20 protein-coding genes and 1 tRNA gene are annotated in these 25,975 nt (G+C 53.8%); 13 read left to right on the top strand and 8 right to left on the bottom strand.

Features of this window, described 5'->3' with window-relative positions; genetic code table 11:
* The first annotated feature begins 92 nt into the window (after positions 1 to 92).
* The 3 genes from MFFC18_RS08050 (at position 93) to MFFC18_RS08040 (ending at position 6,257) form a co-directional block, all read left to right on the top strand.
* Positions 93 to 1,829, top strand: coding sequence for an ABC1 kinase family protein (locus MFFC18_RS08050; protein WP_075085502.1), 1,737 nt, complete (start codon positions 93 to 95; stop codon positions 1,827 to 1,829).
* Positions 1,830 to 2,034: 205 nt separating this feature from the next.
* A complete protein-coding gene (locus MFFC18_RS08045) occupies positions 2,035 to 2,793 on the top strand; it encodes a phosphatase PAP2 family protein (protein WP_148618706.1) in 759 nt (252 codons plus the stop codon).
* Between the two features lie 470 nt (positions 2,794 to 3,263).
* On the top strand, positions 3,264 to 6,257 hold the full coding sequence (locus MFFC18_RS08040) for an N-acetylmuramoyl-L-alanine amidase (protein ID WP_075085500.1): 2,994 nt from the start codon (positions 3,264 to 3,266) through the stop codon (positions 6,255 to 6,257).
* A 50-nt stretch (positions 6,258 to 6,307) separates the two neighbouring features.
* Here MFFC18_RS08040 and MFFC18_RS08035 read toward each other — a convergent pair whose 3' ends face one another.
* Positions 6,308 to 7,366: an SDR family oxidoreductase gene (locus MFFC18_RS08035; protein ID WP_238381300.1), complete on the bottom strand. Its 1,059-nt coding sequence runs from the start codon at positions 7,364 to 7,366 to the stop codon at positions 6,308 to 6,310.
* A gap of 72 nt (positions 7,367 to 7,438) precedes the next feature.
* On the opposite strand from MFFC18_RS08035, the gene MFFC18_RS08030 reads away from it, so the two are divergent.
* Complete coding sequence (locus MFFC18_RS08030; protein ID WP_075085498.1) at positions 7,439 to 8,089, top strand: phosphoribosylanthranilate isomerase; 651 nt, start codon at positions 7,439 to 7,441, stop codon at positions 8,087 to 8,089.
* Positions 8,090 to 8,100: 11 nt separating this feature from the next.
* Positions 8,101 to 8,652, top strand: a complete 552-nt coding sequence (locus MFFC18_RS08025; RefSeq protein ID WP_162273978.1) for an RDD family protein — start codon at positions 8,101 to 8,103, stop codon at positions 8,650 to 8,652.
* Between the two features lie 69 nt (positions 8,653 to 8,721).
* Here MFFC18_RS08025 and glgC read toward each other — a convergent pair whose 3' ends face one another.
* On the bottom strand, positions 8,722 to 10,026 hold the full coding sequence (glgC, locus tag MFFC18_RS08020) for a glucose-1-phosphate adenylyltransferase (RefSeq protein ID WP_084417276.1): 1,305 nt from the start codon (positions 10,024 to 10,026) through the stop codon (positions 8,722 to 8,724).
* A 233-nt stretch (positions 10,027 to 10,259) separates the two neighbouring features.
* On the opposite strand from glgC, the gene MFFC18_RS08015 reads away from it, so the two are divergent.
* Positions 10,260 to 11,039 (top strand): glycosyltransferase, encoded by a 780-nt coding sequence (locus MFFC18_RS08015; protein WP_084417275.1) that lies wholly within the window; start codon positions 10,260 to 10,262, stop codon positions 11,037 to 11,039.
* 164 nt (positions 11,040 to 11,203) lie between these two features.
* The gene (locus tag MFFC18_RS08010; RefSeq protein WP_075085496.1) at positions 11,204 to 11,950 is read left to right on the top strand and encodes a hypothetical protein; all 747 of its coding nucleotides are present in this window, start codon (positions 11,204 to 11,206) and stop codon (positions 11,948 to 11,950) included.
* 9 nt (positions 11,951 to 11,959) lie between these two features.
* Here the strand turns inward: MFFC18_RS08010 and MFFC18_RS08005 are convergent, their stop codons facing one another.
* From MFFC18_RS08005 to rpsU, 6 genes are all read right to left on the bottom strand, one after another.
* Positions 11,960 to 12,757, bottom strand: a complete 798-nt coding sequence (locus MFFC18_RS08005) for a TrmH family RNA methyltransferase (RefSeq protein ID WP_075085495.1) — start codon at positions 12,755 to 12,757, stop codon at positions 11,960 to 11,962.
* A 2-nt stretch (positions 12,758 to 12,759) separates the two neighbouring features.
* Positions 12,760 to 13,614 (bottom strand): class I SAM-dependent methyltransferase, encoded by an 855-nt coding sequence (locus MFFC18_RS08000; protein WP_075085494.1) that lies wholly within the window; start codon positions 13,612 to 13,614, stop codon positions 12,760 to 12,762.
* Positions 13,599 to 14,642 (bottom strand): hypothetical protein, encoded by a 1,044-nt coding sequence (locus MFFC18_RS07995; protein ID WP_075085493.1) that lies wholly within the window; start codon positions 14,640 to 14,642, stop codon positions 13,599 to 13,601. The genes MFFC18_RS08000 and MFFC18_RS07995 overlap by 16 nt, the downstream gene beginning before the upstream one ends.
* Before the next feature lie 118 nt (positions 14,643 to 14,760).
* A tRNA-Gln gene (locus MFFC18_RS07990) sits at positions 14,761 to 14,831 on the bottom strand.
* 203 nt (positions 14,832 to 15,034) lie between these two features.
* On the bottom strand, positions 15,035 to 16,018 hold the full coding sequence (locus MFFC18_RS07985) for a lysylphosphatidylglycerol synthase transmembrane domain-containing protein (RefSeq protein WP_157665200.1): 984 nt from the start codon (positions 16,016 to 16,018) through the stop codon (positions 15,035 to 15,037).
* 84 nt (positions 16,019 to 16,102) lie between these two features.
* On the bottom strand, positions 16,103 to 16,303 hold the full coding sequence (gene rpsU / locus MFFC18_RS07980) for a 30S ribosomal protein S21 (RefSeq protein ID WP_075085642.1): 201 nt from the start codon (positions 16,301 to 16,303) through the stop codon (positions 16,103 to 16,105).
* A gap of 300 nt (positions 16,304 to 16,603) precedes the next feature.
* Here rpsU and MFFC18_RS24860 point away from each other — a divergent pair, with 300 nt between their 5' ends.
* The 6 genes from MFFC18_RS24860 (at position 16,604) to MFFC18_RS07955 (ending at position 25,938) form a co-directional block, all read left to right on the top strand.
* Positions 16,604 to 16,780 (top strand): hypothetical protein, encoded by a 177-nt coding sequence (locus MFFC18_RS24860; RefSeq protein ID WP_157665199.1) that lies wholly within the window; start codon positions 16,604 to 16,606, stop codon positions 16,778 to 16,780.
* Between the two features lie 820 nt (positions 16,781 to 17,600).
* Positions 17,601 to 19,805, top strand: coding sequence for a hypothetical protein (locus tag MFFC18_RS07975; protein ID WP_075085491.1), 2,205 nt, complete (start codon positions 17,601 to 17,603; stop codon positions 19,803 to 19,805).
* Between the two features lie 212 nt (positions 19,806 to 20,017).
* Positions 20,018 to 21,391 carry a Gfo/Idh/MocA family protein gene (locus tag MFFC18_RS07970; RefSeq protein WP_075085489.1) on the top strand — a complete coding sequence of 458 codons (1,374 nt, stop codon included), beginning with the start codon at positions 20,018 to 20,020 and terminating at the stop codon, positions 21,389 to 21,391.
* A gap of 3 nt (positions 21,392 to 21,394) precedes the next feature.
* Complete coding sequence (locus MFFC18_RS07965) at positions 21,395 to 21,757, top strand: VOC family protein (protein WP_075085488.1); 363 nt, start codon at positions 21,395 to 21,397, stop codon at positions 21,755 to 21,757.
* Between the two features lie 140 nt (positions 21,758 to 21,897).
* Positions 21,898 to 22,518: a hypothetical protein gene (locus MFFC18_RS07960; protein WP_148618705.1), complete on the top strand. Its 621-nt coding sequence runs from the start codon at positions 21,898 to 21,900 to the stop codon at positions 22,516 to 22,518.
* Between the two features lie 213 nt (positions 22,519 to 22,731).
* Complete coding sequence (locus MFFC18_RS07955; protein WP_075085486.1) at positions 22,732 to 25,938, top strand: PAS domain S-box protein; 3,207 nt, start codon at positions 22,732 to 22,734, stop codon at positions 25,936 to 25,938.
* Positions 25,939 to 25,975 lie beyond the last annotated feature (37 nt).

Below are 25,975 nucleotides of genomic sequence, written 5' to 3'. Positions count from 1 at the left end.
CCCGATTGACGACCGTTTTAACAGCCTACAACACGATTCGATTCAAAGATTCCGAGGTACTTCGAAACTGTACCTCTATATACAATTGGCGTATGAAGCGAACGATCCCGTCCATCCCACAACTTTACCGCAACGCAATGCGTTGGACGGAGATCGCGTCCGTGCTCAGCAAATACGGGCTCGCGGGATGGCTCAGTCGCTTCAACATCGATTTCATCTCCGACCGCCTCAAAGCACCCGACGGAGAGGTCCTGTCCAAACTGACTCAGGAAGCTCGCATCAAGTCCGCGATGACGGAACTGGGCCCGACGTTTATCAAGTTCGGACAATTGCTCAGCACACGCCCCGACGTAATCGGCCCGAACCTCGCGAAAGAACTGGAAGACCTGCAGTCGAAAGCTCCGGCGGATTCTTTCGAGTACGTGAAGGAGATCATCGAAGCCGAACAGGGCGAAACGCTGGAGAATCTGTTTGTCGAATTTGAAGAAGAGCCGTTTGCTTCGGCGTCGATTGGGCAGGTCCACCGTGCGAAGATCAAACGCGAATCGACGTGGCTGGGCGACGACCCGGGAGCCAATGATTCTCCGATCATGGATGTGGTGGTCAAAGTTCGCCACAAGGGAATTGAACGAGCCGTCGAAACGGACTTGGATATCCTCGCCGGACTGGCTCAGCTTGCCGAACGGCTGGACGATTTCAAAAACTATCAACCGACCAAGATCGTCGCCGAGATGTCGCGAACGATGCGACGTGAGCTGGACTTTGAAAGAGAGCGTAACAATCTGAATCAGTTTCGAGCGATCTTCGCGAACGATAAAGGGATTGTCATTCCCGAACCGTTTAGCCGACTGTCGTCGACGCGGATGCTGACGATGAGCTTCCTGCCGGGAACTCGGTTGAACATCTACGATGGCAATCCCGTCAATGGAATTACGGGCAGCGACATCGCACGCGAAGGAGCCCATCGATACCTGGACATGATCTTCAATCATGGCTTCTATCACGCCGACCCGCATCCGGGAAACCTGATGGTGATGGATGACGGCACGATTGGAATGCTGGACTTCGGGATGGTCGGTCGGATCAGCGAACGGTTGCGCGAAGACATCGAAGCGATGCTGGTTGCGATCGTGAACGAAGACGTCTCGATGTTGACGACTCTGATCAAACGAGTCGGTCGCTGTCCAACGGATTTGAACGAGGCCGCGTTGTCGAACGACATTGCTGATTTTGTGGGACAGTATTCGACACAAGTCGTCGCTCAATTTGACATGGCCAACGCGCTCAATGACTTTGTGGCGGTGGTTCGCAATTACAAAATTATGTTGCCGGGCGAAGCGTCAATGTTGATCAAGGTTTTGATCTCGTTGGAGGGAACTGGTCGTTGCCTGTCGCCAGATTTTAGCTTGATGGAGATCATGAAGCCGTTTCAGCGGATGATGGTGCTGAAGCGACTTTCTCCGGCGCGGCAAGTTCGAAAAATGCGTCGCTTCTATCTGGAGATGGAACAGCTCGCGGAAAAGCTGCCTCAGCGTGTGTCCAACATTTTGGAGCAGGTACAGTCAGGCAGCTTCGACATTCACCTCGATCACCGAAGGCTTGGCCCGACCGCGAATCGGCTGGTGGTTGGCTTGATGACGAGTGCTCTGTTTCTCGGTTCGGCGTTGATGTTGAGCTACAAAGTTCCGCCGCTGATTTTTCCGGAAACGGGGCCGATCGGAATTCACGACCTGTCATTTCTAGGGCTGACGGGAGCGATCGTCAGCCTGATGATGGGATTTCGGCTGATGTGGTCGATCCGCAAAAGTGGCAATCTGGACGAAGATTGAGAAAACAGTCCTGTCAGCGAGTCCCCGTTGCTCGCGTTCTGAGTCGGAAATTGCCGAGTATTCGCCAAATTTTGTCGAACCAGCCGCGTTTCGAATTGGCCAGAGACCCGCTGACGTTTCGAAGCATTGCGGCAACACATCGTCGTTCCAGACGGGCACTGAAACTGCCCTTCACGCGTACCCGTTTTTTGGCCATGATCCCGCCATGACGATGCTGGCAGATCAAAACAAACCACGGCCTTTTTGGCAACATATCGCGATCGGTATCGCGCTGCTGGTTCTTGCTGCTTTGCTATCACGGTTCGACGTCTCGATCGTCAACGCAGCCGATCCTGCCGAATGGCCTGGCGATCTGAAACGACTTTTCGCGCTTTCAGAATTGTTCGCCCACACGTTCGGGATCGTCCTGATCATTTTTGGCATCTGGCACCTCAGTCCTGATCGAAGAAAATTCATACCGCGATTGATCGCATGTGCATTCTTCCCATCGGTAACTGCTCAGATCATCAAGCTGTGCGTCGCGCGTCATCGCCCGACGACGTTTTTGGATGACTCGCTCGTTCCCCAATGGCCCGGATCGACCGATGTGACGTGGCTTGGCGCTGGTTCTGATGTCGCCATGAATGTTCAATACGCAACGCAGTCTTTCCCATCAGCTCACGCTGCCATCGTTTGCGGAATGGCAATCGGATTGAGCTTTGTTTACCCACATGGCCGCAAGCTTTTTTTCGCCGTCGCGGTGATTGCCGCAATCCAACGCGTGATCTTTTTCGCTCACTGGCCCAGCGACGTCGCTGTGGGTGCTTCGCTCGGATTCCTGATCGCCGGCGGACTGGTTCAAGACTGGGGCATCGGTAGCTTGTGCGGACGCTTCGAAAACCGAAAGCGCGATTCGACCGAACTTCACGTACTCGACAACTCCCCCCGAATCGGTTCCGAGCAGTCCCGTCGGTCGGCGGCATAAGGCAAACTGGTTTGGGGAAGCAAGACTATCTTTCTGGCCTATTGCGTCCAACACTTGTTGAGTCGTCGTGAAAACGGAACGTTGACGTTACTCAGAGCTACTCCCAACGGCTACCTGGAAGCAGGCCGATTGGGAAGAAGCCGATCGGAAAACAACAATTCCGAAACTGTTCCGCCCTAACCAGCGCGGATGGCGCCAACGATCTCCCGCGGAATACTTTAAGTCGGCGGCAAGCAGAAGCTGATCTGCGATGACCTGTCTGTCAATTCCTGAATGAACGACCGCAGCAACAGTTGATTCGCTACGTACGGCGACACAGCACGCGTGAACCCGCAAAAAGCTTAGCCAGAACGAAAAGTCCGCATAATCCCGCTTCCTGAAACAGGCCGGAAATGCGAAGCGAAAAGACCGAAAATAACTTCTGTTTGGATGAGAACAAATTGAAGTCGGCACGAACATGGATTTTTTGCATGCAGAAACGTAAGCGCTACCGGAAGAGTCAGTCCTACGAACCACTGGAACCACGTCGGCTATTGACTTGCAATCACGTTGTACTTGATCCGGGACATGGCGGAAACTCAAGTGCAGACGACTTGAGTGGTTCGACCTGGAACGGCGCGACTTCTACCAGTGGACTGCTTGAAAAAGATCTTGTCCTTGAACTCGGAGAACGCGTACGACAAGCGTTGGTTGATCAGGGTTTTGAAGTTTCGATGACACGCACCGAAAACTTCAATCTTTCAGCTGCCGACCGCGCAGCAGTTGCGAGGGACTTGGTCAGCGACGACACGAATCAGATCTTCTTCCTGAGCCTACACTTCAACGAGCTCAACTCACAAAGGCGGGGCACCGAAACTTTCTACGCCGACAATCCGGATTCGACAAACTTCAACCTGGCTCAGGACCAAACTTTCGCGGGGATCATTCAAAAGTCCATTCTGGCGGGGATCAAACAATTCGGTGGAGTCGATCGTGAAGTCAAGCCCGACTCGAACGCACAGGATTCGCCACTGGAAGTTCTTTCAGATGTAAACTTTGGAAATTCCGCGGATCGCCAGGCCGTGATTTCCGCTCTCGCCGAGATCGATTTTATCGACAATCGCGACGTCGATGCGATACTGACCAGCGAATACCGGCGGGACATGTTCTTTGGAGAAATTGCCCGCGGGATCGCCGCCGGGATTGATAAAGCCCAACAGACATTTTGCGAACAGTCCAGCATTGTCGAAGTCATTGATCGTTCAGACAGCATGGACACCGAAGGCAGGATTGAAGCGACGAAGACTGCAGCCAGCCGTCTGGTTGGGCTCGTGGATGACGGCGTTGGGATCGGCATTGTTAGCTACGCTTCCGACGCGACAACCGATTATCAGCTCACAAAGATCACGGACCAAACGATTCGGGAGGAGGCCTTCCAGGCAATTGACGCCATCCAGCCGGGCGGACTCACGGCCATTAGCGAGGGTGTAAGACTGGCTGACATTGAACTGGACCGTTTTGCGAACGACGACAATCAAGCCATGATCGTCATGACGGATGGTTCGCACAGCAATTCCGAGGATCCAACTTCTGTCATCGAATCGGAAGTGGACCAGGGCGTCCGGGTCTTTACCATTGGACTTGGCGACGACGCGGATGCGCAAACTTTGCACGCCATGGCCAATGCCCGAAACGGAGAGTTCTTCCACGCCACTGCGAGCTCGGATCTGAACCGAATCCATCAGCTCATTCACGGTGAAGTCAGTGGAGCCTTAACGATCCTTGACTCCCGCGGGCAACACAGTGAGCCGGGGTTTGAGCAATACAGAACTTTCCAGGTCGACCCGTCGACGACTTCGACAACCATTGGATTGTCGTGGGTTGAAAGCGACATTGATCTGGAAGTCATTTCACCAAGCGGAGCCGTTTACAATCGGCACACAATCGAAAGTCAACTTGACGCGAAATTTGCGTCAGGCGATGGATTTGAGTCGCTGGAAATTGCTTTTCCAGAATCTGGCTATTGGTCTGCGCGTGTCAGTGTCGCGGAAGAGGCTGAAACCGGCACGGACTACAACGTGCTGATTCAGAATGACTCGATACTGAGCTCTTCTGCGATGATTTTAAACGAGCTGGCCAAAACAACCACGGTTTTTGAAACAGGACAATCCGCTACGCTCGCCCTCAAGTTGGAGGATGTGAGCGCTGTCGTCAACGCGACTGTATTTGCGAGAGTCACAGCACCCAATGGACTGGTTTATCGCATTGAACTGTTGGATGATGCGACTAACGGCGACGAGATCGCTGGCGATGGCATCTACACGGTCGAGTTTGACGATCTGAACACGGCTGGGCATTACCACGTCAGATACGAAGTTTCAGGCTACTCTTCATTCAGTTTTCCTTTCACCGCCATCGATTCCAGGCAGATTTTTGCGTTCGGAGAAGACGCCGTCAAAACGGAGCCTCCGCGAGTAACAAACGTGTACAGCAGAGCCGAAACGATTGGTAGCGTTTCCCCGCAGGAGAATGCGTTGCTGATTGCAAGGTTCGTTGACGTGGATCCAGGCGAGTCCTATTCAGCGACGATCGACTGGGGCGATGGGGTGCAAGAAACGATTGAAGTCCAGGACATTGGCGACCGCTATGAGATCCGGGCTAATCATTCGTATACGTCGGCAGGCCGATTCCCTGTAAGCATCGTTTTCAGTGACGGTTCTGACACAACCATGACGTCAACCTATCTCTACGTTTCGGGAACTGGTCTGTACGGCGATACGGTTTTTGTCATCGGGAGCGAAGGTTCTGACACGATAAAGATCTTCGACCGTGGGCCGCAGCTGGAGGTTCTTGGTGAATTGAACGGACAGGCTGAATCCTCGCAGCGGTTTGAATTGTCTGATGTTTCACGGGTAAGAGTTTACTCCGGTGACGGCAACGACCACGTTACCAGTCAAAGCCAAACCGTTCCGCTTGAAGCCTGGCTTGGAGACGGCGATGATCGCGCTGTTGGCTCACTGTTGGGAGACTACTTGCTTGGTCAGTCAGGCGACGACACGATTTACGGACGTGACGGAGATGATCGAATCAATGCAGGCCCGGGAACGAACCAGGTTTTTGGCGGATTCGGAAATGACCACCTTGCCGGCGGCAGTGGAGATGACTTGATTTATGGCGACCTCGGCAATGACACAATTCACGGACTTGCCGGGAACGACAGGTTGTACGGACAGAGCGGCAACGATCTGATCTCCGGGGGGGCTGGAGATGATCAAATCTGGGGAGGGGATGACGACGACGAAGTCTACGGGTTGTATGGGATGGACCTGATTATCGGCGGACTTGGCTCTGACTCATTGTTTGGCAGCCAGGATTCGGATGAGATTTATGGATCGCCCGGAGACGACTGGCTTGATGGTGGGCCTGGTATCGATTTGCTTGACGGCGGTCCTGGAGACGACCGCGAAGTCAACGGGGAGCTCTAGCCGCACCGCGTTTAATAGATCGTGGAACAGTGCGCAAACTCACGCATGCTTTAGCGTCTTGGATGCGCAAAGCTGCGGCGATAGAGTACGCGTTCAATCCACTCCAGCGAACCGTCGGTAAGAAATTCGGCTCCGCTGGCCCGTTCGTAGTGCCAGTTTCGATCGGTCGGCACCATCGAATCGCAATGAGGCCACGGCGCAAAAGGATCGCGGCCAAGTGCATTGGCCAGGCGGCTGGAATCCATCGTCACATCGCCGGCTCGCGGCGGCATTGGTCCGGCTTCAATTCGCGGACAACCAATCAGCAGCTCAGGATCGTAGCCGCCGACCCGGTTTACGATTTGAGCAATCTCGTACAACGACAATCGCCGCGGCCCGCCACAATGAAAGATGCCAGACATGTCGCTGACGGCAACTTCTTCAACGACTTCGTTAAGACACTCGACAAACGTCGGCGTTCGCACTTCGTCAAAATACAACGTCGCCGGTCGGCCTTTCGCAAACCGGTTCTGAATCCAATCGATGGCTCCGGCGTGACCGTTGAAGCTGATCCCCATCGGCAGCGAAATACGCAAAATGCACGAATCGGGGCGGCGATCCATCACCAGTTGCTCGGCTTCGACCATCGTACGGCCGTAGACCGTGACGGGATCCGTCGGGTCGGTTTCGATATGACCGCCCTGCCCTGCTCCGGAGTAAACGAGGTCAATCGAAAGATGAACCAGCCGAATGTCGGTGCCTTCGATCACGTCGAGCAGATGGCTTACGTTGGTGACGTTCAACTGCTGAGCCATCTCTGGATCGCATTCGCACGCCTTGAGTGCACAGCTCCCTCCGCAATTGATGACGGTCCGCACATTGTTCGTTGCCAGAACTTCACGAATCTGGTCCACCTCGGAAAGATCGTGGCCGACGATTCCATCACCCGTCAGGTTCCAGTTCCGACGCGGGCGCTGACCGATGACTTGATCGCCATACCGATCGCGAAACCAGTGAAAAGCGTTGTAGCCGGAAACTCCGGCGATGCCACAGACCATCATCGGAAGCCGAGCGTGGTCGGCAAGAAATCTTGGACGGCTCAAATCCTGAATTGTGTGAGTTGGGTTCACGGTTTAGTTTGTGTAGAGAAAGTTTTGTCGCGTTAGGATATCTACGACCTCAATTTCTGTCCAACTGAGTTCATGAAACCGATTCGAACCAAAATCTGCGGCATTACGCGCACCGAAGACGCCGTTTCTACGCACGAATCGGGTGCCGATGCGATTGGGCTGAACTTTTACGAGCGTAGCAAGCGATTCGTCAGCCCTGAATTGGCTCGAACGATCGCCGAGTCAGTCAGCGGCAAGATCGCCGTCGTCGGCGTTTTTGTCAATTCGACGGTCGCAGACATTTGCGAAATCGTAGCGCTGGTTGGTTTGAGCCACGTTCAATTTCATGGCGACGAAGAGCCTTCGATCGTTGCGGAATTGAAAGCGAACCAACCAGAAACGAAATCCATTCGAGCCGTCCGAATCATGGACAACGATTTCGAGAAAGCGCAATCTGAAATCGATCAGTGGCAAGACGCCGGCGTCGATGCGATTTTGCTGGACGCCGCATCGGCAGGCTCGTTTGGCGGAACAGGCAATCAGCTGGACTGGGATTCGATTGAGCGGCTCAAAATTTCAGTGCCGTGGCTGTTGGCCGGTGGATTGAATCCGGACAACGTTGCGATGGCGATCGCTGCCTGTGAGCCCGGCGGAGTCGATGTCGCGAGCGGCGTGGAATCCGGTCCGGGAATCAAAAATGCTACTCTGGTTCGAAAATTTGTATCCGAATCCAAACCAAATTGAGCGACAAGCCTGTGTCTGAACTTAATCCTTATGCCCCGGCGCCAGTTGACCAGACCAAGACTCCATTGGCTGTTAGCGAATTGCCACTTGCAACGCTTTGGCAACGTTTCGCTGGAAATTTCATCGACTCGATCCTGCTGTTACTCGTGATGATGGTTCCCTATTTCGTTTTGATCATGGTCTACGGGATCCTCGTCGACCCGAGCTATTTTGAGACCGCTTCGCTCGAACCGAGGCACCTGCAGGACTTTGTGGCAGAAACAGTTCTGATGCTGATCTCCCTCACCGCGGCTTTCTTTTTGCTCAACGGATATCTACTGGCCAAGCAGGGACAAACCATCGGCAAACTGGCGATGAAAACGAGAATTCTGGGAGATGACAATCAGCTGGTGCCGCTGGGACGGCTATTCCTGATGCGATACCTTTGGCTGTGGCTGATTACTATCATCCCGGTAATCGGAGGACTGATTGGGCTGGTCAATGCTGTGTCGATATTTGGCGCGGACAGAAAATGCCTTCACGACAAAGTCGCATCGACCAAAGTGATTTCTCTTCGCGGCTAATGCTTGGCAAACGCAAGTCCGAACAAGCGCACTATCGTTAAACCGATTGCGAGACCACGCGACGATGCCTCATCGGTTTTGACGCTGAGTTTTCTGGTTCAGGTGAGGAGCCGGCACGGTCCCTTCGGCATTAGCTTCGTCGTGAACTTTGGAAATCACGTCGCCCTTGCCGATCACGACAATGCCGCTTTCGGTGACGGTCAAACCCCGTTTCCGATCGGCCTCGAGATCGAAACCAATTCGCGTGCCCGATGGAATGCTGACTCCTTTGTCGATGATCGCGCGCCTGACTTGAGCGTGACGACCTACCGTGACGCTGTCGAACAGAATCGAATCGGAGACGTTGGCGAAGCTGTTGATGCGGCAATGCAGTCCGACGATCGAACGTTCTACTCGACCTCCGGAAATGATGCTGCCGGGACAAACGATCGAGTCCGTTGCCATGCCCACACGGCCTTCTTCGTCGTCTCCGCCAAAGACGAATTTTGGCGGCGGACAGTTTTCCTGGAACGTGCGAATCGGCCACTGCTGATCGTACATATTCAGCATCGGATCAACGCTAATCAAATCCATATTGGCGTCGTAGTAAGCGTCGATCGTGCCGACGTCTCGCCAGTACGCCTGCGACTTACGATTTTCATCCTGAAACGGAAATGCGAACACACGATGCGAATCAATCACCGACGGAATAATGTTCTTGCCGAAGTCCCGTTGGCTGTCAGGCTGGTTCGCGTCTCGAAGCAGTTGTTCAAACAAAAAGCGAGCTGAAAAAACATACACGCCCATGCTTGCCAGGCATTGGTTCGGATCACCGGGGATCGATTTCGGGGCATCCGGTTTCTCCTCAAATCCGACGATGCGATTTTGCTCGTTGACTTGCATCACGCCAAACGATTTCGCTTCCTCGGGATCGACTTGCAAAGCCGCGACAGTCAGGTCGGCTTTCATTTTTTCATGGTAGTCGACCATCGCGCCGTAGTTCATCTTGTAGATGTGATCGCCGGCAAGGATCAGAACGCTGTTTGGTTTCTCTTTTTCAATCGTGTAGATATTCTGATAGACCGCGTCGGCAGTCCCCTGATACCAGTGCTCGTCGATACGCTGTTGCGGAGGAACGATGTCGATGAACTCGCCAAGCTCCCGGCAGAAAAACTGGCGCCAGCCGGTGTTGATGTGGCGATCGAGACTGATGGCTTTGTACTGAGTCAGCAACAGAATCTTACGGATGCCACTGTTGAGGCAATTCGATAGCGCAAAGTCCGCGATCCGATAGCCGCCACCAAAAGGAACGGCGGGCTTGGCGCGATCGCGAGTCAGCGGCTCAAGTCGTGAACCTTTTCCGCCGGCAAGAATGACGGCCATTACATCTTTCATCGAGTTCTCCTCCGCAAATCGAATGCTGTATCTCGAATCGAACTCGTCGAACTAACGCTCGAAAATTTGCGATTGGAGTACGCACACTGGCTACATTCAGGGTATCGACGAGTTGACCCGGAAGAGATGCTGGCTTCCAATCAAACGCTTTCGATTCAGTGTCAAAGGCTTCCGGTATTCGGGATTGTAGCTGAGACACGATGGATTGTGTTAGTCGGACGTCAACCTGACGCATGCACCTTATGAACGTCGACGGAAAACCCTCGCGGCCAACGATTGGCAAACATCGTTCGGATTGGCGCGATTTCACGATCGTGATTCCGGCTCACAACGAAGAGAACTATTTGCCGAATACGCTGGCCACGGTTCAGCAGTCGCTGCAAGAGATCGATCATCCGGCGAAAGTTGTCGTCGTCAACGACGCGTCTACAGATTTGACGCGAGAAGTCGCGATCGAACATGGTGCTGAAGTCATTGATGTCAGCTTGAGAAACATTGGCGCCGTCCGAAACGCGGGTGCTCGGACCTGCGACACTCCGTGGCTGTTTTTTCTTGACGCCGACACGCTGCTACCTGCTGCGACGCTCGCCGCGGCATTGGATCAGCTCGCCAAGGGCGCGGCTGGTGGCGGAGCGGCTGTTGATATCGCTCCGGAGATCAAACTGTCGGTTGTGAAGTGGGCGATGTTCTACGCCGTCAAGATCGGTTGGCAATCGATCGGAGGTTGGGCTGCTGGATGTTTTATGTTTTGCCGCAAAGACGCGTTTGAGGCTTTCGGTGGATTCGATGAAGATTTCTATGCGATCGAGGAGCTTTTCTTTAGCCGCGGCATCGCCTCACAAGGCAGATTCTCAATGCTTCGGCAGTCCGTCGTAACGTCGGCTCGCAAGCTGGAAGCCTATTCCACGCTGGAACTATTACGGTTTGTAACATTGCCGATTATGCAGCCTACGACCTTATTCAAGTCTAAAGTAGGCTTGGAACTCCTTTACGACGATGAAAAGGCCAGATGATTTAAGCCGGACAACTGGGCAATTAATCCCGAACAACTGGGTGAACCTCCACATCTGTCATATTTTTGCCAGCTTGTAACCGCGAGGCTTCCAATTCCGATCTATGGAGATATTATGGAAGCCTACATTGTATTGAACATCAAGATTGTGCGTGGGTCTATTTAATGCGTCAGCTGTACTGCACAACTGGAATTGCATTCTCCGCGTTGTTTCTCGCGATGGCCTGTTTGTTTGCTTCCTCATCCGCTGATGAAGTGATCATCGAAGAGGGCCTCTCAAGAGCCAACATCGCGATCGGCGACTATTCTTGCTCGCCCTGCTTGTCCAAGCTCGTTGCGGCATCTTTTGAAATGAAGGGTGACCAAAATCTGGGGACCGTTGAGCTCACCGCCGGCGAACTATGGCAGTTCTTCAATGACAACGGCTATGACTCAGTCAACACGATGACGTTGTTTCTGGACGTCGACCAGATTTCCAGCGAAGACAGTTTCAATCTTTCGAAACTGAACGTTCAGATCCAAAGCCCGATTGGTGGAAACCTGCTGACCGACACCAACTTGGGTGCTCATCAGATCATCGTTCCGGGCTACGAAACTTCTTCGTCCCGACCAGAAGCCGAATTGAAGTTCGATCTGGGCTACGATTTCATGAAGCTGTTTACTCCCGAAAGCACAGAACTGGTCCGCGTGAGCATCAATACACCAGTCGACGGAGCGTTGGCTCCGACGTTTCATCTTACGGCGAACGATGGTGTTTTCGGCCAAACGAATCTTGGACAGATGTTCATGTTCGTGCTCTTTTGGGGTGCGGTTTTCCTTGTGCTTCTCCGCTGGATGAAGCCTGTTCGAACTGCGATTCCAGTCCGACCTGTTACGGCACGTCCTATCGCGGTCCGTCAACGCACGGCGTAGAACGCACTGCTACCGACGCTGCCGTCTCGCTTCGTAGAACATCGCTGCTGCCGTTGCGGACACGTTCAAACTGTCGGCGATACCCAGCATCGGCAACTTTGCCATTTGAAACTCGCCTCGAACCCACGCATCGCTGACGCCCTTGGCTTCGTTGCCCAACACGATCGCGGTTTTCTTCGTCAGATCAGCTTCATAGAAGTCTGTCGCGCCCTGAAGCGACGCCACGATGACCTGAAACTCATCGTCAATCAACCGCTGCCGCAACGTTTCTGTATCAATCACGCTACCGGGCACCGAAAAGCACGTCCCAAGACTTGAACGGATCGTGTTCGGGTGGAACCAGTCGGTCAGCGGATCGGCGACGATCAATCCGTCGAGCCCTGCTCCGTCTGCGCTGCGCAAAATCGCGCCCAGGTTCCCAGGTTTCTCGATGGACTCGACGACCGCGATGATCGGAGCCGGAGACTGATCGAAGACGCGATCCATCGAAAGTTCTGGCCGATCGGCAGTCATCACGATCCCGTCGGTTCGATCTCCAAAGCAAATCTTTTCAAACAGCTCTGTCGGCACCAAACGAGTCAAGGACTCGAACCCAGCAACCAACTCGCGAATCTCAGTCAGTATTTTCGCGTCCGCCAGAGGCTCGCAAACGAAGATCTCGTCGGGTGCAACTCCGGAACGAAGCGCTCTCAGAATTTCACGACTGCCGAACACCGCGATGCGGTTTTGCTTCTGCCGACCTCGAGAACTGTGAAGCTTGATCAGCTTTTTAATTCTGGGGTTCTGGTGGCTCGAGATGACTTCCACGATTAGTCCTCCACCACGAATCGGGCACAATCTCCCGAAGGCAATGTTCGGCCATCGTTGGTATTGAGCGACAACGCAAACGCCTCGAACTTCTCACTGTGCGACGCGAATTGACGCTCCAGAACGAACTCAAGATCAGACGCGTCCCAAGTCGGCGTGTGGCAGCTCAAGATGACCATCTTCGGATCAGGACAAAGCGCTTTCGCGAGTTCAACAAGATCTTCGAGGTCGCGTTCAATCTTCCAGGTCTCGTTCTTTTTGCCGCGGCCGAATGAAGGAGGATCAGCCACGAAGATGTCGTAGGAGTTGCCGCGTTTGATCTCGCGTTGCACAAACTTCATCGCATCCTCGACGATCCAACGAATTGGTCGGTCCGCCAATCCGGATTTCGCTGCGTTTTCGCGAGCCCACGTAACGACGCTGGAGGCCGAATCGACATGAGTGATGTGAGCACCCGCCGCAGCGAGGGCCAATGTCGAGCCACCGGTGTAGGCAAACAGATTGATCGCTTTTTTGCCTGAAACTACGTCCGCGTGTTTCGCAATCCAATCCCAATTCGCAGCCTGTTCCGGAAACACACCGACTTGCCCGGTTGGCGTTTGTCGCAGCGAAAACTGGCTCTGACTGTGCGATGTAGCCCATTCCGAATCAAGCTCGCCGTGCCAACGACAATCGCCATCGCGACTGTCAAAACTCGCATCGACTTCGACTTCGCCCAGCGGCATTTTTGGCTCAAACATTTCGACCGAAGGACTTTCTCGCGCCACGATCCTGTCGCCAAAACGCTCGACCTTCGTGCCGTCTCCGAAATCAATCAGCTCGTACTGTTCCGACTCAAACACTAGTGCCAAATCCATAGCTTGGGAAACGACTGCTGCAATCGAGTGACCGCCAGATGGGAGACTTCTGTGTTCCGCACGACGAGACACTGCAAATACTTGAGCTGATAAAGCTGTTCGATCGTCTTGTCAGTAATCAGTGTGCCTTCGAGGTCCAACACCTGCGCCGACCGGAACTCTTTTTGAGCAATCAGCTGTTCGTCGGTGATGGCTTCGCCGTGAAAGTCGACCACGTTTCGGTTTTTAAGCTTCGCGTCGATGCCTTTCCATTTTCTCGACCGGCAGAAGGCAAGAATTCCGTTCCAAAACGGCTTTTGAAACCACGCGAGCCTGGCGTTTCCGTCACGCAAAAACTGGTAGCCCTTGTACGCCAATCCAATGTACAGCAGCAACATCGCCAGCATAATCAGGAAAAAGAAACCTCCCATAAAACCGCCCATGACGAAGAGCGCGAACGCCATCAGAGCACTGAGCAGCATCGGGATCGCAATGTTTGCCGCCATGCACAGCAGGTTCATCGGCACGCCTTCGGACAGGATTTGGGAGAACCAGAGCATCATGCCTGCGGGCTCCATTTCCATTTCTTCGAGCGACTGATTTGCTTTTGCGAACCGCGGTCGAACCCAACGGCATTCGCCACAGACGCCGCGGCTGTCGAGGACGCCGCCGCACTTGGGGCAACGCTGCGATTTGGCTTTCGGAGCAGCCGCTGTCGGACGCTGCCTCGACTGAGCGATCAAGGCTTCTTCTTCCAACGATGCCGGAGCCTTTTTCGCAGCAGAATTTGCAGCGCCGGACTTCCCGGGATTCGCTGACTTTCGCGGATTCGGTTTGCCTTCAGGACTCCCTTGATCGGAGGACTTTCGTTTGCCTGCGCCGCGAGCTTTCTTTGGCACGGGGACTTCGCAGTCCTGTTTGCAACGAGGGCAGCTGACGATCATTCCGGCGTCTTCGGCGTCCGCTTGCATGCGTTGTCCGCAAACGGTGTACTGGCCTGTGGCAGCGTCAAAACGCGAGTAGTTGCCGCAGCGAAATTCAATCAGCATGGCAAACGTTCTGGAGAATTTGCACGAAAGGACGAGTTCAATTCATGTTAGCACAAACCGTTCCCGCAGGAAAAATCGGCCTGTGATTGGCAGCCAGAACGGCAAAGAAAAAAGCGAGTTGCCCGACTAGGACTCGAACCTAGAATGACGGTACCAAAAACCGTAGTGTTGCCATTACACCATCGGGCATCACGCTTCATGTGACTAAGTCAAAGACTCTGCCACGTGTTTTACGAAGGGCAAGTTTTAACAAATATTGTTCGCGCAAAAAATAGGTCTTTCGACAAATTTTACCAAAACCACCCATTCGATTTGCGAAACCTCAAACCCTGCCGCGAATCATGCGTTTTCCCGTCTGAATAAACGGTCTGGAAAGAGTCGAGTTGACGTAATTAAGACTCGACTCGCATCTTGTCGCCGCCTCCGACCAGCCACACGATCCATCCGATCAGCGAAACGAACAGAATGCACAACCGGTAGCAGATCGCCACAATGACGCCGCTGGATGCCCCGTAGCTTTCGTACATCGCGGCCAATGCGACTTCCATGCCTCCGACGCCGCCAGGCAGCGGAATCGAATTGGCGACCATCGCTATCGGAGCGATGACCATGTGCTGAACAAACGAGGGAGGTGATTCGGAAACGCCTAGCGAGACCAGCCAAATCGTGGTGGCGAAAAGCAGATTGGAAGCGATGCTGAAGACGATCGCCATTCCGATGGCTTTCTGGTTCTTGCTGTACAAGGCAGCCGCCTCCATGCCTTGATCGATCAAGTCGCCGACTTTCGGAAGCTTTGTCAGCGCTCGAAACGGAGCGAATTTGCGAATGCCGGGGAACATCAGAAACGCCATCAGCCCGATGGCTCCAAGCAGACTCAAAATTCCAGCAGTGTTGCAGATACTGGCGATCGCCAGTTGTTCTTTGGTCTCCGCGGCGTTTCCAAAATAGCCATTGATCTGCCAGGCGAGTCCGGCGAATCCGCACATGACCATCAGGCCGATCGCGCGGTCAATGAACACGCTGAGAATCGCTTCGGGAACGCGACCTTTCTTGGTTCGTGCGGCGTAAAAGGCTCGCAGTGAATCGCCTCCGACGACTCCGAAGGCAACGACGTTGAAGAAGGCGCCGATGAAACCGAGCTTGATCGCTTCGCCAAGTGTAAGGTCGAGCCGGATGGCGTTGGCCAACCACTGCCATCGGAGGTAGCTGAACATGAACGCCGTCGTCATGGTGGCGAGGGCCGCAGCGAGCCACCAGAAGTTCTTTTCCTGCTCAAGGAAAGCGGTAAATTGATCGCGTCGCGAATAGATCAGGTAGGTCAAAAGCCCGATCGAGGCGATGTACTTCAGTATCGTGACAATGGTTTTTGGGTTCACGATCGTCGTCGGTCGCCAACGGAAAAGAAACAAAAAAAGCACTCGCATATCGGCAAGTGCTTTGAGTAATTCGCTTACTGGTGTCTAGCGTCTTGCCGCCAACATGCGGTTTCGCTTGGAGCGACGCTCAGCTCGCAGACGAGCGCGTCGTTTGGTTTCGCTTGGCTTTTCGTAGAATTCGCGACGACGCATTTCCTTCTTGATGCCACTGCGCTCAACAAGCTTCCGAAATCTTCTTACAGCCTCCTGAATTGATTCTTTTTCGCGTACCAGCAGCTTTACCATTGTTTCTCCAAAAAATTGTTTTTCATTAAGCGTTCTCCGAACGAAGGACAGAACGGGCGTCTCAGTGGGTGCGGCGCACAACTCCACCGGCGGCATGATTCGAGCCGCAGATTATAGGAAGTTTTCGATCGTACTGTCCAGCGGAAACCAACTGAATCCCGGTTTTTCACCAAAATCATCAGTTTTTCCCGACCGTAAAGGTTGACGTGGTTTATCTGACTGGGACTTTCGTTCGTATTGGCAGATTCGAGGCTCGGCAGGTCGATAGTTCAAACGTCGACTTCCTCTAGCCGGAATGCAATGTCTGAGCCATCTCAATCAAACGATCCGCGTGCGAATCTCATTGAAGAGCTTTTGACGCGTCAGGATGAAGTCATTCGCCGACTCGACGAGCTGGATACCCAATTGATCCGGACGATCGAGTCTATCAGGCCACCGCAAGACGCGGACGCTGAGCCGACGAAGAAAGCGGCTTAGCACGCCAGGGTTGAGCCAGGAAGTACCGAATACATAGTGCACTGCACCACGTTTCCTGTAGCTCCGCCGGGGCCCCGCCTTCTGGCTTCTGGCTTCTGGCTTCTGGCTTCTGAGTACTGGGTACTGGGTACTGGCTTCTGAGTACTGGCTTCTGAGTACTGGCTTCTGAGTACTGAGTACTGAGTACTGGGTACTGGGTACTCCTTATGACCTCCTTCTGCCGCTGACCGACGAAGCGAACCTCCGATTCCACCTCTCGCGGCTTCGTAAGAAAAAACACAACTCCCCCGCGCTCTCAACGCCACCGGCCTTCTCAACTCTTGCCCTCCAGGCAATTCCGCAAGCCAAACCAGCAACATTCCTGGCTCGCCTTCTCCTTCTCCGCAACACGCCCCGGATCTCAAATTTTCGCTGAGATTCCGCGCTCTACAGAGCATTTCTCAACAAGTTGCATCCCTAAACTCCTGCTCCAAGTCGCAGCGTTCTTTCCTGTCAAGACTTCCGCCAGGCTTCAAAAACGGGGCGACCCGACCAACCGCTATATCTTACGCATCGTTTCCAGTTTTCTTTTTTGATAGCAGCTATCCATTCAACCCGGAGCCCGCAACTATCCGAAGTTACCGAAAGCAAATTCACCCCTCAGGCGAATCAACACGGAGGATTCGCAAACTAGGGGCTGATCGGAATGGTGGCGATTAAGTTGACCGCCTCGTTCCCAGTCGAGAGGTGTACTGAGCTAAGGGTTGGCATGGCGAACGAATTCGCCCGACCAGGTGCCGCCTGCAAGGTTTGAAACGTCAGTAATTTTTGGAGATTCACTATGAAATTGGTTAGAAGTCTGCTGACTTCGGCTGCGTTTGCCGCGGCCATGATGTCGGCCAGCTTCAGCTTCGCTCAGTGTTGTGGTGGCGCAAGCTACGACACAGTGGGTGTTGCTGCCCCGGATGCGGGTTGTGGTTGTAGCTACACGGTTATGAAGACCGTTCGCCGGACCGTCAACGAGCAACAGCAAGTTACTCGTTACCGCACCGTTAACGAAACTGTTTACGATTCCGTTCAGGTTCCAGTAACCACGAACACTCGTGAAACACGAATGCGAACTGAGAACTATCAGGTTCAGGTTCCTGTTCAGGAAACAGTTATGCGAACTGAAAACTACACAGTCAAGGTCCCAAAGACCTCAACTGTTATGCGTTCAGAGCGTTACACTGTTCAGGTTCCTGTTCAGTCGACTTCGTATCGCACAGAGAACTACACTGTTCAGGTTCCAACCTGCTCAACAATCTACGTTGATCAGCCTTACACTGTTCAGGTTCCTGTTCGCGAAACCACCTACAAGACAGTGAACTACACAGTTCAGCGTCCTGTTCGTGAAATGAAGCAACGAACTGTAAACTACACGGTTCAGCGTCCTGTTCGTGAAACTCGTCAAAAGACGATCACTTCGATGGTTCGTCGTCCTGTCACAGTCAACAAGACTCGCACTGTAAACTACACAGTGAAAGTTCCTGTAACTGAGACTCGCATGCGTACTGTTACAGAAACAGTTCGCACACCTGTAACGGAAACAAAGTACCGCACGGTCACTTCGACCAAGCGAGTTCCTTACACAGAAACGAAAAACGTTACTGTAAACGGTGGTTCTTACCAAACTGTTACTGAGGTTATCCCAGGACAGACTTACACTCGTACTGTTGGTGGCGGAGCTGCTGGCGGATACATCGGTGGTGGTGCTGCAGGCGGAATCCTTGGTGGCGGCCTCCTTGGTGGCGGCGGAATCCTCGGTGGAGGAAACGGCGGCGGACTTCTCGGTGGCGGACTGCTTGGCGGTTGCGGTTGCAAGAAGAAACGTGCTGCAGCAGCCGATTGCGGTTGTGCTGCACCCGTTGCAGATTGTGGCTGTGCTCCAGCTCCAGTCGCTGATTGCGGATGCGAACCAGCTCCAGTAGCTGATTGCGGATGTGAGCCAGCTCCGGTTTCTTGCCCACAGACAATCACTTACCGCACTCCTGATCGTACGGTTTGCAAAAAGGTCTGGGTTCCATCTTGCGAAACAAAGCAAGTTTGCGTTACCAAGTACCGTTGCGAAAAGACTTGCAAGCAAGTTCCTTACACAGTAACCAGCTACAAGTGTAACACTGTCTCAAAGCAGGTTCCTTACACCGTAACTTCTTACCGTTGCGAAACTCGCTCGAAGCAGATTCCATACTGCGAAACTACTTTCGTCTGCGAGCCAGTAACCAAAGTTGTTAACTACTGCGTTACCAAAATGGTTTGCGAGCAGAAGTCTCGAGTCGAGAACTACTGCACAACCAAGATGGTCTGCGAAACAAAGACCAAGCAGGTTCCTGTTTGCTCAACTCGCATGGTCACTCAAACTCGTAACCGCAAGGTTGCACAAAAAGTTACCAAAATGGTCAACGTGACTAAGTGCCGCAAGGTTCCTTTCACAACGACTCGTATGGTCAACCAGTGCCGCACACGTCAAGTTCCACAAACTGTTACTACAATGGTTTGCGAAACTCGTCAGCGTCAGGTTCCAACAACTGTTACTCGCATGACTTGCGAAACTCGCTCACGTCAGGTTCCTTACACAGTATGCGTTCCAAAAACAGTCATGCAGACTGTTCAGCGTCCACGCACTGTTTCCAAGCAGGTTCCTTACACAGTAACGGTTTGCGTTCCACGCACAATCGAAGAGCAAGTTCCTGTAACTGTTAACGCTGCTCCAGCTGCATCTTACGATGCTGCCGGAATGGGCGGAGCAATCATCGACGGTGGCTACGCTGCTGACGGTGGAATGATTGTTGATGGCGGATTCGGTGCCGGTTACGGTGCTGGAATGGCTGGTGCCGGTTACGGTGCAGGCTGTGGCAACGGTGTTGGTTCACGTCTTGGTGGTCGCCTTCGTGGCCTCATCGGCAAGATCCGCGGACTGTTCGCTGGTTGCGGATGCAAAGCTAAAGCATCTGCTTGCGGATGTGCAGCTCCAGCAGCTCCTTCTTGCGGTTGCGGATGCAACTAGTTGAAGCGGAAGCGTTATGTCCAATAACGCGAGACGTTTTCAACCCAGGAAGTATTCTGGTCTGAAATTGACAGCCCGGGCATCATGCTCGGGCTGTTTTTTTGCGCTGTCAGGTTTTCCGCGTCCCAATCGCCCAAACGGTTCGCGCCGACCCCGCTCACGATCACAATGGAGTCTTCACCGAACAGACCTACCATTGAACGGAAATTATCATGGGCACGAGAAGAACATTTCTGCAGCAGTCCGCGGCCGTCTCGGCACTGCCTTTTGTATCCTCCATCAGCCAACCGTTTGCTCGACTGGCGAACAGGAACTCAAGGCTGCAATACGCCCTCATCGGAGCCGGCGGCAACGGAACCCGAACCGCTCCGGTGGCGCAAAAATTCGTTGACATGGTTGCCATCTGCGACGTCGACACGCGTCATCTTGAACGCGGCAACGAAATGCTGACCGGTGGCAAAGCCGACACATATCGCGACTATCGAAAGGTCCTTGCTCGCGACGACATCGATGTGGTGCAAATCTCTACGCCCGATCATTGGCACACGAAAATTCTGATCGAAGCGATGTTGGCCGGAAAAGATGCCTATTGCGAGAAACCGTTGACGCTGACGATCGACGAGGGCAAGCTGATTCGCAAGGTACAAAAGGAAACGGGTCGGGTCGTCCAGGTCGGCACGCAACAGCGCAGCAGCTTTGACTTGTTCAACAAAGCTCTCGCCATCATCGCCGACGGACGGCTTGGAAAGCTACACACTGTCACAACGAACATCGGATCCGGCGGCTGGAGTCCCGAGATCCCTTTGGCGGACGTGCCGAAAGAACTCGACTGGGACCGTTGGCTGGGTCCGTCGCCAGAGATGCCGTTTCGCTACGCTGTAGATCCGAAAAAACCAGATCGCAAGTACACCAACGGACACACGCAGTTTCGCTGGTGGTACGAGCATTCGGGCGGCAAGCTGACTGATTGGGGCGCCCATCACATCGACATTGCCATGTTGGGAATTGCGGCTGCTGGCCAAAACAACGATCCGGTTTCCGTTGAGGGAACTTCGAAGCACGCGGTTGAGTTCAAAGACGGCATTCCGCTTCAGGACGATCGTTACAACACCGCGCAGAAGTTTGATCTGTCTGTGGCATTTGCCGATGGAGATGTGAATTTGAAAATCCAAAACGGCGGCGACAACGGGATCCTTTTCGAAGGCGATCAAGGGCGTATTTTCGTCAACCGCGGCAAGTTGGTTGGAGCTCCTGTCGAAGGCCTGAAGGACAAACCGCTGCCTGAAGATGCCATCGCTAAAATCTATCGCGGGATGACAATAAACGGGAACAACCGGGACGCTCACTGGGCAAACCTGGTTGAATCGATCGAGAAACGTACGCTGCCGATCTCAGACGTGCACTCGCACATGAAAATGCTGAATGTTTGTCATCTGGCAGGCATCTGTTGCCGTTTGGGCCGCAAAATCCATTGGGACCAGGCATCCGAAACGATCACCGGCGACGAGTTGGCGGCTTCGATGATGAAGCGTCCCTACCGCGAGGGCTACGAGATTGACATGGGCACTTTGGTCGGTAACAAATAGCTCATGAACATTCTACAACTTGACCACGTCGCCCTTCATGTCTCGGACCTTGCCGTTAGCGACAAGTTCTACGGCGACGTTTTGCAACTGCCCGCAATTCCGCGTCCGGACTTTGATTTCCCCGGCGCGTGGTACTCGATCGGCAGCCACGAATTGCATTTGATTGGGAACCGCGACAAAGAGGTTCACTCTCATCATCGCGGCACCCATTTCGCGGTCCGTGTGAGCGACTGCGATGTTGTGGAGGAGCGTTTGACGTCTTGCGGGATCGACTTTATCCCCAAAACGCGTCCCGACGGTGCTCGACAGGTCTTCGTGCAGGACCCGGATGGGCACTTCGTCGAATTTACCCAGCCACCGGCCTGAGTACGCAGGTCGCTCGCTAGAAACGCGGCATTTTGCGTTGTTTCAGCTGCCGTTTGCTTTTTTTGAAAATCTTCCAAAGGTTTCTGCTCGGTCCGCGAATAACTCCGTAGGTCGTCTGAATAGTAAGGAGAAACCAGAAGATGCCATATCACGTCCCATTTGAGCACCGTCGTCGCCCCCAACCCGTTTACATCGGATTCGACGTCCCGCAACGCCCGCGCAGAAAGTTTAACTGGTGGGGTTTCTGGGGCCTGTTGATGTCGCTTGGCAGCTTCTTGACCGCCGGATTTGCATCGCCGCTTTCGCTGCTGGTCAGCCTCAACGGGATGCGAAAAAAGAAAGGGCCACGAAAGGCTGCGACCGCCGGAACGGTATTCTCCTTGATGGGAATCCTGTTGGCCGGTTCGATCGTAACGTTCGCCGTCAACGAAGAACATGCTCATCGCCAAAAGCGGATGGAGCGAAAGCTGCAGCGTGAAGTTGCGGCTCAGGTAGAAGAAACGCAAGTCGCAATCGCGATCGCCGAACGCGAGCTTGATGAGTTCCGTGGCGAGACGGGATACCTTCCAACCGGAATCGATGGCAACATGTTGATGCTCAAGCACACCGATGCGTGGGGCAAGGAAATTCGCTACGACGCGGAAGCCTCTCCTGCGTTGCTGCGAAGTGCCGGCCCCGACCAGACTTACAACACCGATGATGATGTAACGTCAGAGGTTGAGGGCGAAGTTGATTCCAGCGGCGCGATTGAAGTTCAATAGCCATTGCGGTTTGCCGAAGACAGCCCGAGACGTGCTTGCGTCCGGTGCTGACGTTCGGTGAACGATCACGCAAGCGTCGGCCGGAACACTCTCCTTGCTTTGGCCCATCTTCTTCTGGTATGGCTGCAAAAATGCCAACCGGCTTTGTTCCCCGCGGAGCATTTCCCGGTAGAATGTTACCCGATACATTTGGGCTCATTCGGACACCATTTTATGCCAAACAGCCGTGAGGAACTCCAGCGCCTCAACGACGAACTTGCCAAGGTCAACCTTGAGCACGAGCGTAAGATTGCTGAATTGACTGAACTTACTGACGACATGAACAGTCTGTTCGCTTTGACGGACGTAGGCGTCGTCTTTCTCGATCGCAATCTCAACATCCGCCGATTTACACCGCGAATTGGTCAGACGATTGGTGTGACGGCCAGTGATCTTGGACGGCCGATCAAGCAGTTCATCGCTCGGTTCTTCATTGACGACGTCGACGATTGCTTTTCGACAGTATTGAAAACTGGCGACCGGGTTGAGCGAGAAGTTTCCGATCGCGACGGCGGATACTGGCTGCTCAAAATTATGCAGCACGCGACCAAAACGGGCAGCGAAGGCGTCGTTCTGACGATGGTTGACATCAAATCGGTGAAGGAGACGGATGCCAAGCTTGAGCGGTATCGCAGCATTATCGATTCCACGCATGAAGCCGTGATCGGCACGGACCTTGATGGATACATTCAGAGCTGGAATCAGGGCGCCGCTCAGCTTTACGGCTACACCGCGGAAGAGGCGACTGGCCAGCATGTCGCGATGCTGATGCCGGACTCGGTCAAGCCAGAAGTTCCCAAACTTTTGAAACAGGCGATTTCCGGAATCCCGATCAAGGGTTATCAGACCGATCGGATTTGCAAAGACGGAAGCACGATTCACGTCGCGCTCGCGGTTTCACCGGTCCATGATGCGTCCGGAGTCGTCGTTGGGGTTTCGAGCATCAGCCACGATCACTCGCAGCAGAGAAAAGCTGAACTTGAGCAGAAGAAGTTGGCGACGATCCTTGAGCTGACTTCTGATTTCGTCGGTGTCTGTGATGGAAACGGAACGACGCTTTCGATTAATGCTGCCGGCCGCAGAATGCTCGGGATCGATCCGGACTATGACATTGTTGGTGATCCGATCAAGAACTGGCACTCGCCTGAGGACTTGAAAGTTATTTTCGAAGAGGCGTTGCCGCAGTCAATCGAGAAAGGTGAATGGAGGGGAATCCTGAGCGCTGTGGATCGTCACGGTCACCAGACACCGCTCTCGGCAGTCATCATTGCCCATAAAGGCAGCGACGGTTCGGTCAACTATTATTCGATGGTCGGTCGCGACATCACGCAGCAGCTTCAGTTCGAAGACCAGCTCAAGGATCGCGAGATATTTCTTCGCCGCACCCTCGACGGTCTGTATGCGTTCGCGGGTGTCCTGTTGCCGGACGGCACGTTGGTCGAGGCGAACTTACCGGCGCTTTCCGCTGCAAATCTGAAAGCCGAAGACGTGATCGGGACACCGTTTCCGGACGCCTATTGGTGGGCGTATTCGGAAGAGGTGCAGGAAAAGCTCTGGGACTCCATACGCACCGCGGCGGCTGGCAATCTTGTTCGGTACGACGTGGACGTTCGTTTGGCAGAAGACCATTTCATCTGCATTGATTTTCAGCTGACGCCGCTGCGAAACGATGCCGGCAAGGTTACTCACCTGATTCCGTCCGGTATTAACATCACCGATCGTGTCGAACTGGAGACTCGCCAACGTGTGTTCAGACATGCGTTCGAGTCGTCGCTGACTGCGATGGTCATCACGGATCCGACGCAGCCGGACAACCCGATTATTTACGTGAATCCAGGCTTCGAAAAGCTGACCGGGTACACTTCAGCTGACGCTGTCGGCAAGAACTGCCGTTTCTTGCAGGGACCGGAAACGAACCCGGAAACCGTCGGCGAAATTGGTGTAGGAATTCGTCAAGGGAGAGCAACCCATGTGACGGTGTTGAACTATCGAAAGAACGGCGAGCAGTTCTGGAATGAACTGGTCATTACTCCCGTCCACAATGATCAGGAAGTTTTGACTCACTTCATCGGTGTTCTTTTCGACATGACCGAACATCAGGAAGTGGAAGCCAATCTGGCTCGGGCGCGAGACGTTGCCGAAGCGGCCAATGCTGCCAAGAGTTCGTTCGTAGCCAACATGAGCCATGAAATCAGGACTCCTCTAACGACGATTGTGGGCATGACAGAAATGCTGTTGGAGCAGGAGTCCGACCAGGCGACACGTGACACGCTGCAGCTAATCCACCAAAGCGGTCGACATCTCGCGACGCTGGTTAACGACGTACTGGACCTTTCAAAGATCGAAGCCGGCAAATTGGAGGCCGACTTCAGCGATGCTTCGCCAATGCAAATTATCGAGGACGTCGCGGCGTCGATGCGTTATCGCGCGGAGGAAAAGGGGATCAAGTTCCGTTTGAAGTTCAGCGGGATGGTTCCAGAGGCGATCCGGACCGATCCGCTTCGGTTTCGACAAGTCCTTTTCAATCTGACGGGCAATGCGATCAAGTTTACCGAAGTCGGATCGGTCGAGCTTCGTTGCGAGGTCGAACCAGGTGGCTCCGACCCGATGCTGAAGATGGAAGTCGATGACACGGGAGTCGGTTTCGCGCCCTCTGAAGTGAAACGTCTGTTTGAGCAATTTACTCAAGTCGACGATTCCCCAACGAGGCGACAGGGAGGTTCGGGCTTGGGATTGTTCATTAGCAGAAGGATTGCTGAGCTTCTAGGAGGGCAACTGTCGGCGACCAGTAAGCCCAGCGGAGGAAGCGTGTTCACTCTCAGGTTGCCGACGGGTGACCTGTCCGGCCAGACGATGATCGATCCCAATGCAACGCTCTCACAGCAGCAATCTGCGGATCGCCTCAAGAACAGACTACCCGTTCGACTCGACAATCGAAGAATTTTGATCGTTGAGGACACCCGTGGAATCCAGCTTTTGCTAAAGCGGATTTTGGAGAACGCCGGTGCCATTGTTGAGGTTGCGGATGACGGGCAGCATGCAATGGAAACGATTCAGGCGTCGCTGTTCGGTAAGTCTCCAGACTCCGGCAGACCAGACTCCGGCATGGGAAACGGTGAACCCGGATGCCGACCGAGGCACGACTTGATTTTGCTTGACATGCACATGCCAAGGCTTAGCGGTTACGAGACCGCTGCCTTAATCAGAAAGCTAGGTTTGACGACGCCAATTATTGCGTTGACCGCCAGTGCGATGCGCGGCGATCGCAACAAGTGCATCCAGTCGGGCTGCGACGCTTACCTCACCAAGCCGATCGATCGGCAGAAGCTGATGAAAAAAGTTGTTCGCTTGCTGGGAAAAGCTGACGCAGCGACAGACTGAATTTGAACCACCTGCGTTCCGATGTTCGCACGTGCAA

Origin of the sequence: Mariniblastus fucicola (assembly GCF_008087665.1) — a bacterium.
Taxonomy (GTDB): Bacteria; Planctomycetota; Planctomycetia; order Pirellulales; family Pirellulaceae; genus Mariniblastus; species Mariniblastus fucicola.
This window is presented reverse-complemented; position numbering and strand designations above follow the sequence as displayed.

Coding starts and splice junctions, on each gene's coding strand:
- MFFC18_RS24860 (WP_157665199.1), top strand. CDS start 16,604: ATGTCTGAGCCATCTCAATCAAACGATCCGCGTGCGAATCTCATTGAA.
- MFFC18_RS07960 (WP_148618705.1), top strand. CDS start 21,898: ATGCCATATCACGTCCCATTTGAGCACCGTCGTCGCCCCCAACCCGTT.
- MFFC18_RS07970 (WP_075085489.1), top strand. CDS start 20,018: ATGGGCACGAGAAGAACATTTCTGCAGCAGTCCGCGGCCGTCTCGGCA.
- MFFC18_RS08015 (WP_084417275.1), top strand. CDS start 10,260: ATGCACCTTATGAACGTCGACGGAAAACCCTCGCGGCCAACGATTGGC.
- glgC (WP_084417276.1), bottom strand. CDS start 10,026: ATGAAAGATGTAATGGCCGTCATTCTTGCCGGCGGAAAAGGTTCACGA.
- MFFC18_RS08040 (WP_075085500.1), top strand. CDS start 3,264: ATGCAGAAACGTAAGCGCTACCGGAAGAGTCAGTCCTACGAACCACTG.
- MFFC18_RS07975 (WP_075085491.1), top strand. CDS start 17,601: ATGAAATTGGTTAGAAGTCTGCTGACTTCGGCTGCGTTTGCCGCGGCC.
- MFFC18_RS07965 (WP_075085488.1), top strand. CDS start 21,395: ATGAACATTCTACAACTTGACCACGTCGCCCTTCATGTCTCGGACCTT.
- MFFC18_RS08010 (WP_075085496.1), top strand. CDS start 11,204: ATGCGTCAGCTGTACTGCACAACTGGAATTGCATTCTCCGCGTTGTTT.
- rpsU (WP_075085642.1), bottom strand. CDS start 16,303: ATGGTAAAGCTGCTGGTACGCGAAAAAGAATCAATTCAGGAGGCTGTA.
- MFFC18_RS08050 (WP_075085502.1), top strand. CDS start 93: ATGAAGCGAACGATCCCGTCCATCCCACAACTTTACCGCAACGCAATG.
- MFFC18_RS07995 (WP_075085493.1), bottom strand. CDS start 14,642: ATGCTGATTGAATTTCGCTGCGGCAACTACTCGCGTTTTGACGCTGCC.
- MFFC18_RS08045 (WP_148618706.1), top strand. CDS start 2,035: ATGACGATGCTGGCAGATCAAAACAAACCACGGCCTTTTTGGCAACAT.
- MFFC18_RS08030 (WP_075085498.1), top strand. CDS start 7,439: ATGAAACCGATTCGAACCAAAATCTGCGGCATTACGCGCACCGAAGAC.
- MFFC18_RS07955 (WP_075085486.1), top strand. CDS start 22,732: ATGCCAAACAGCCGTGAGGAACTCCAGCGCCTCAACGACGAACTTGCC.
- MFFC18_RS08000 (WP_075085494.1), bottom strand. CDS start 13,614: ATGGATTTGGCACTAGTGTTTGAGTCGGAACAGTACGAGCTGATTGAT.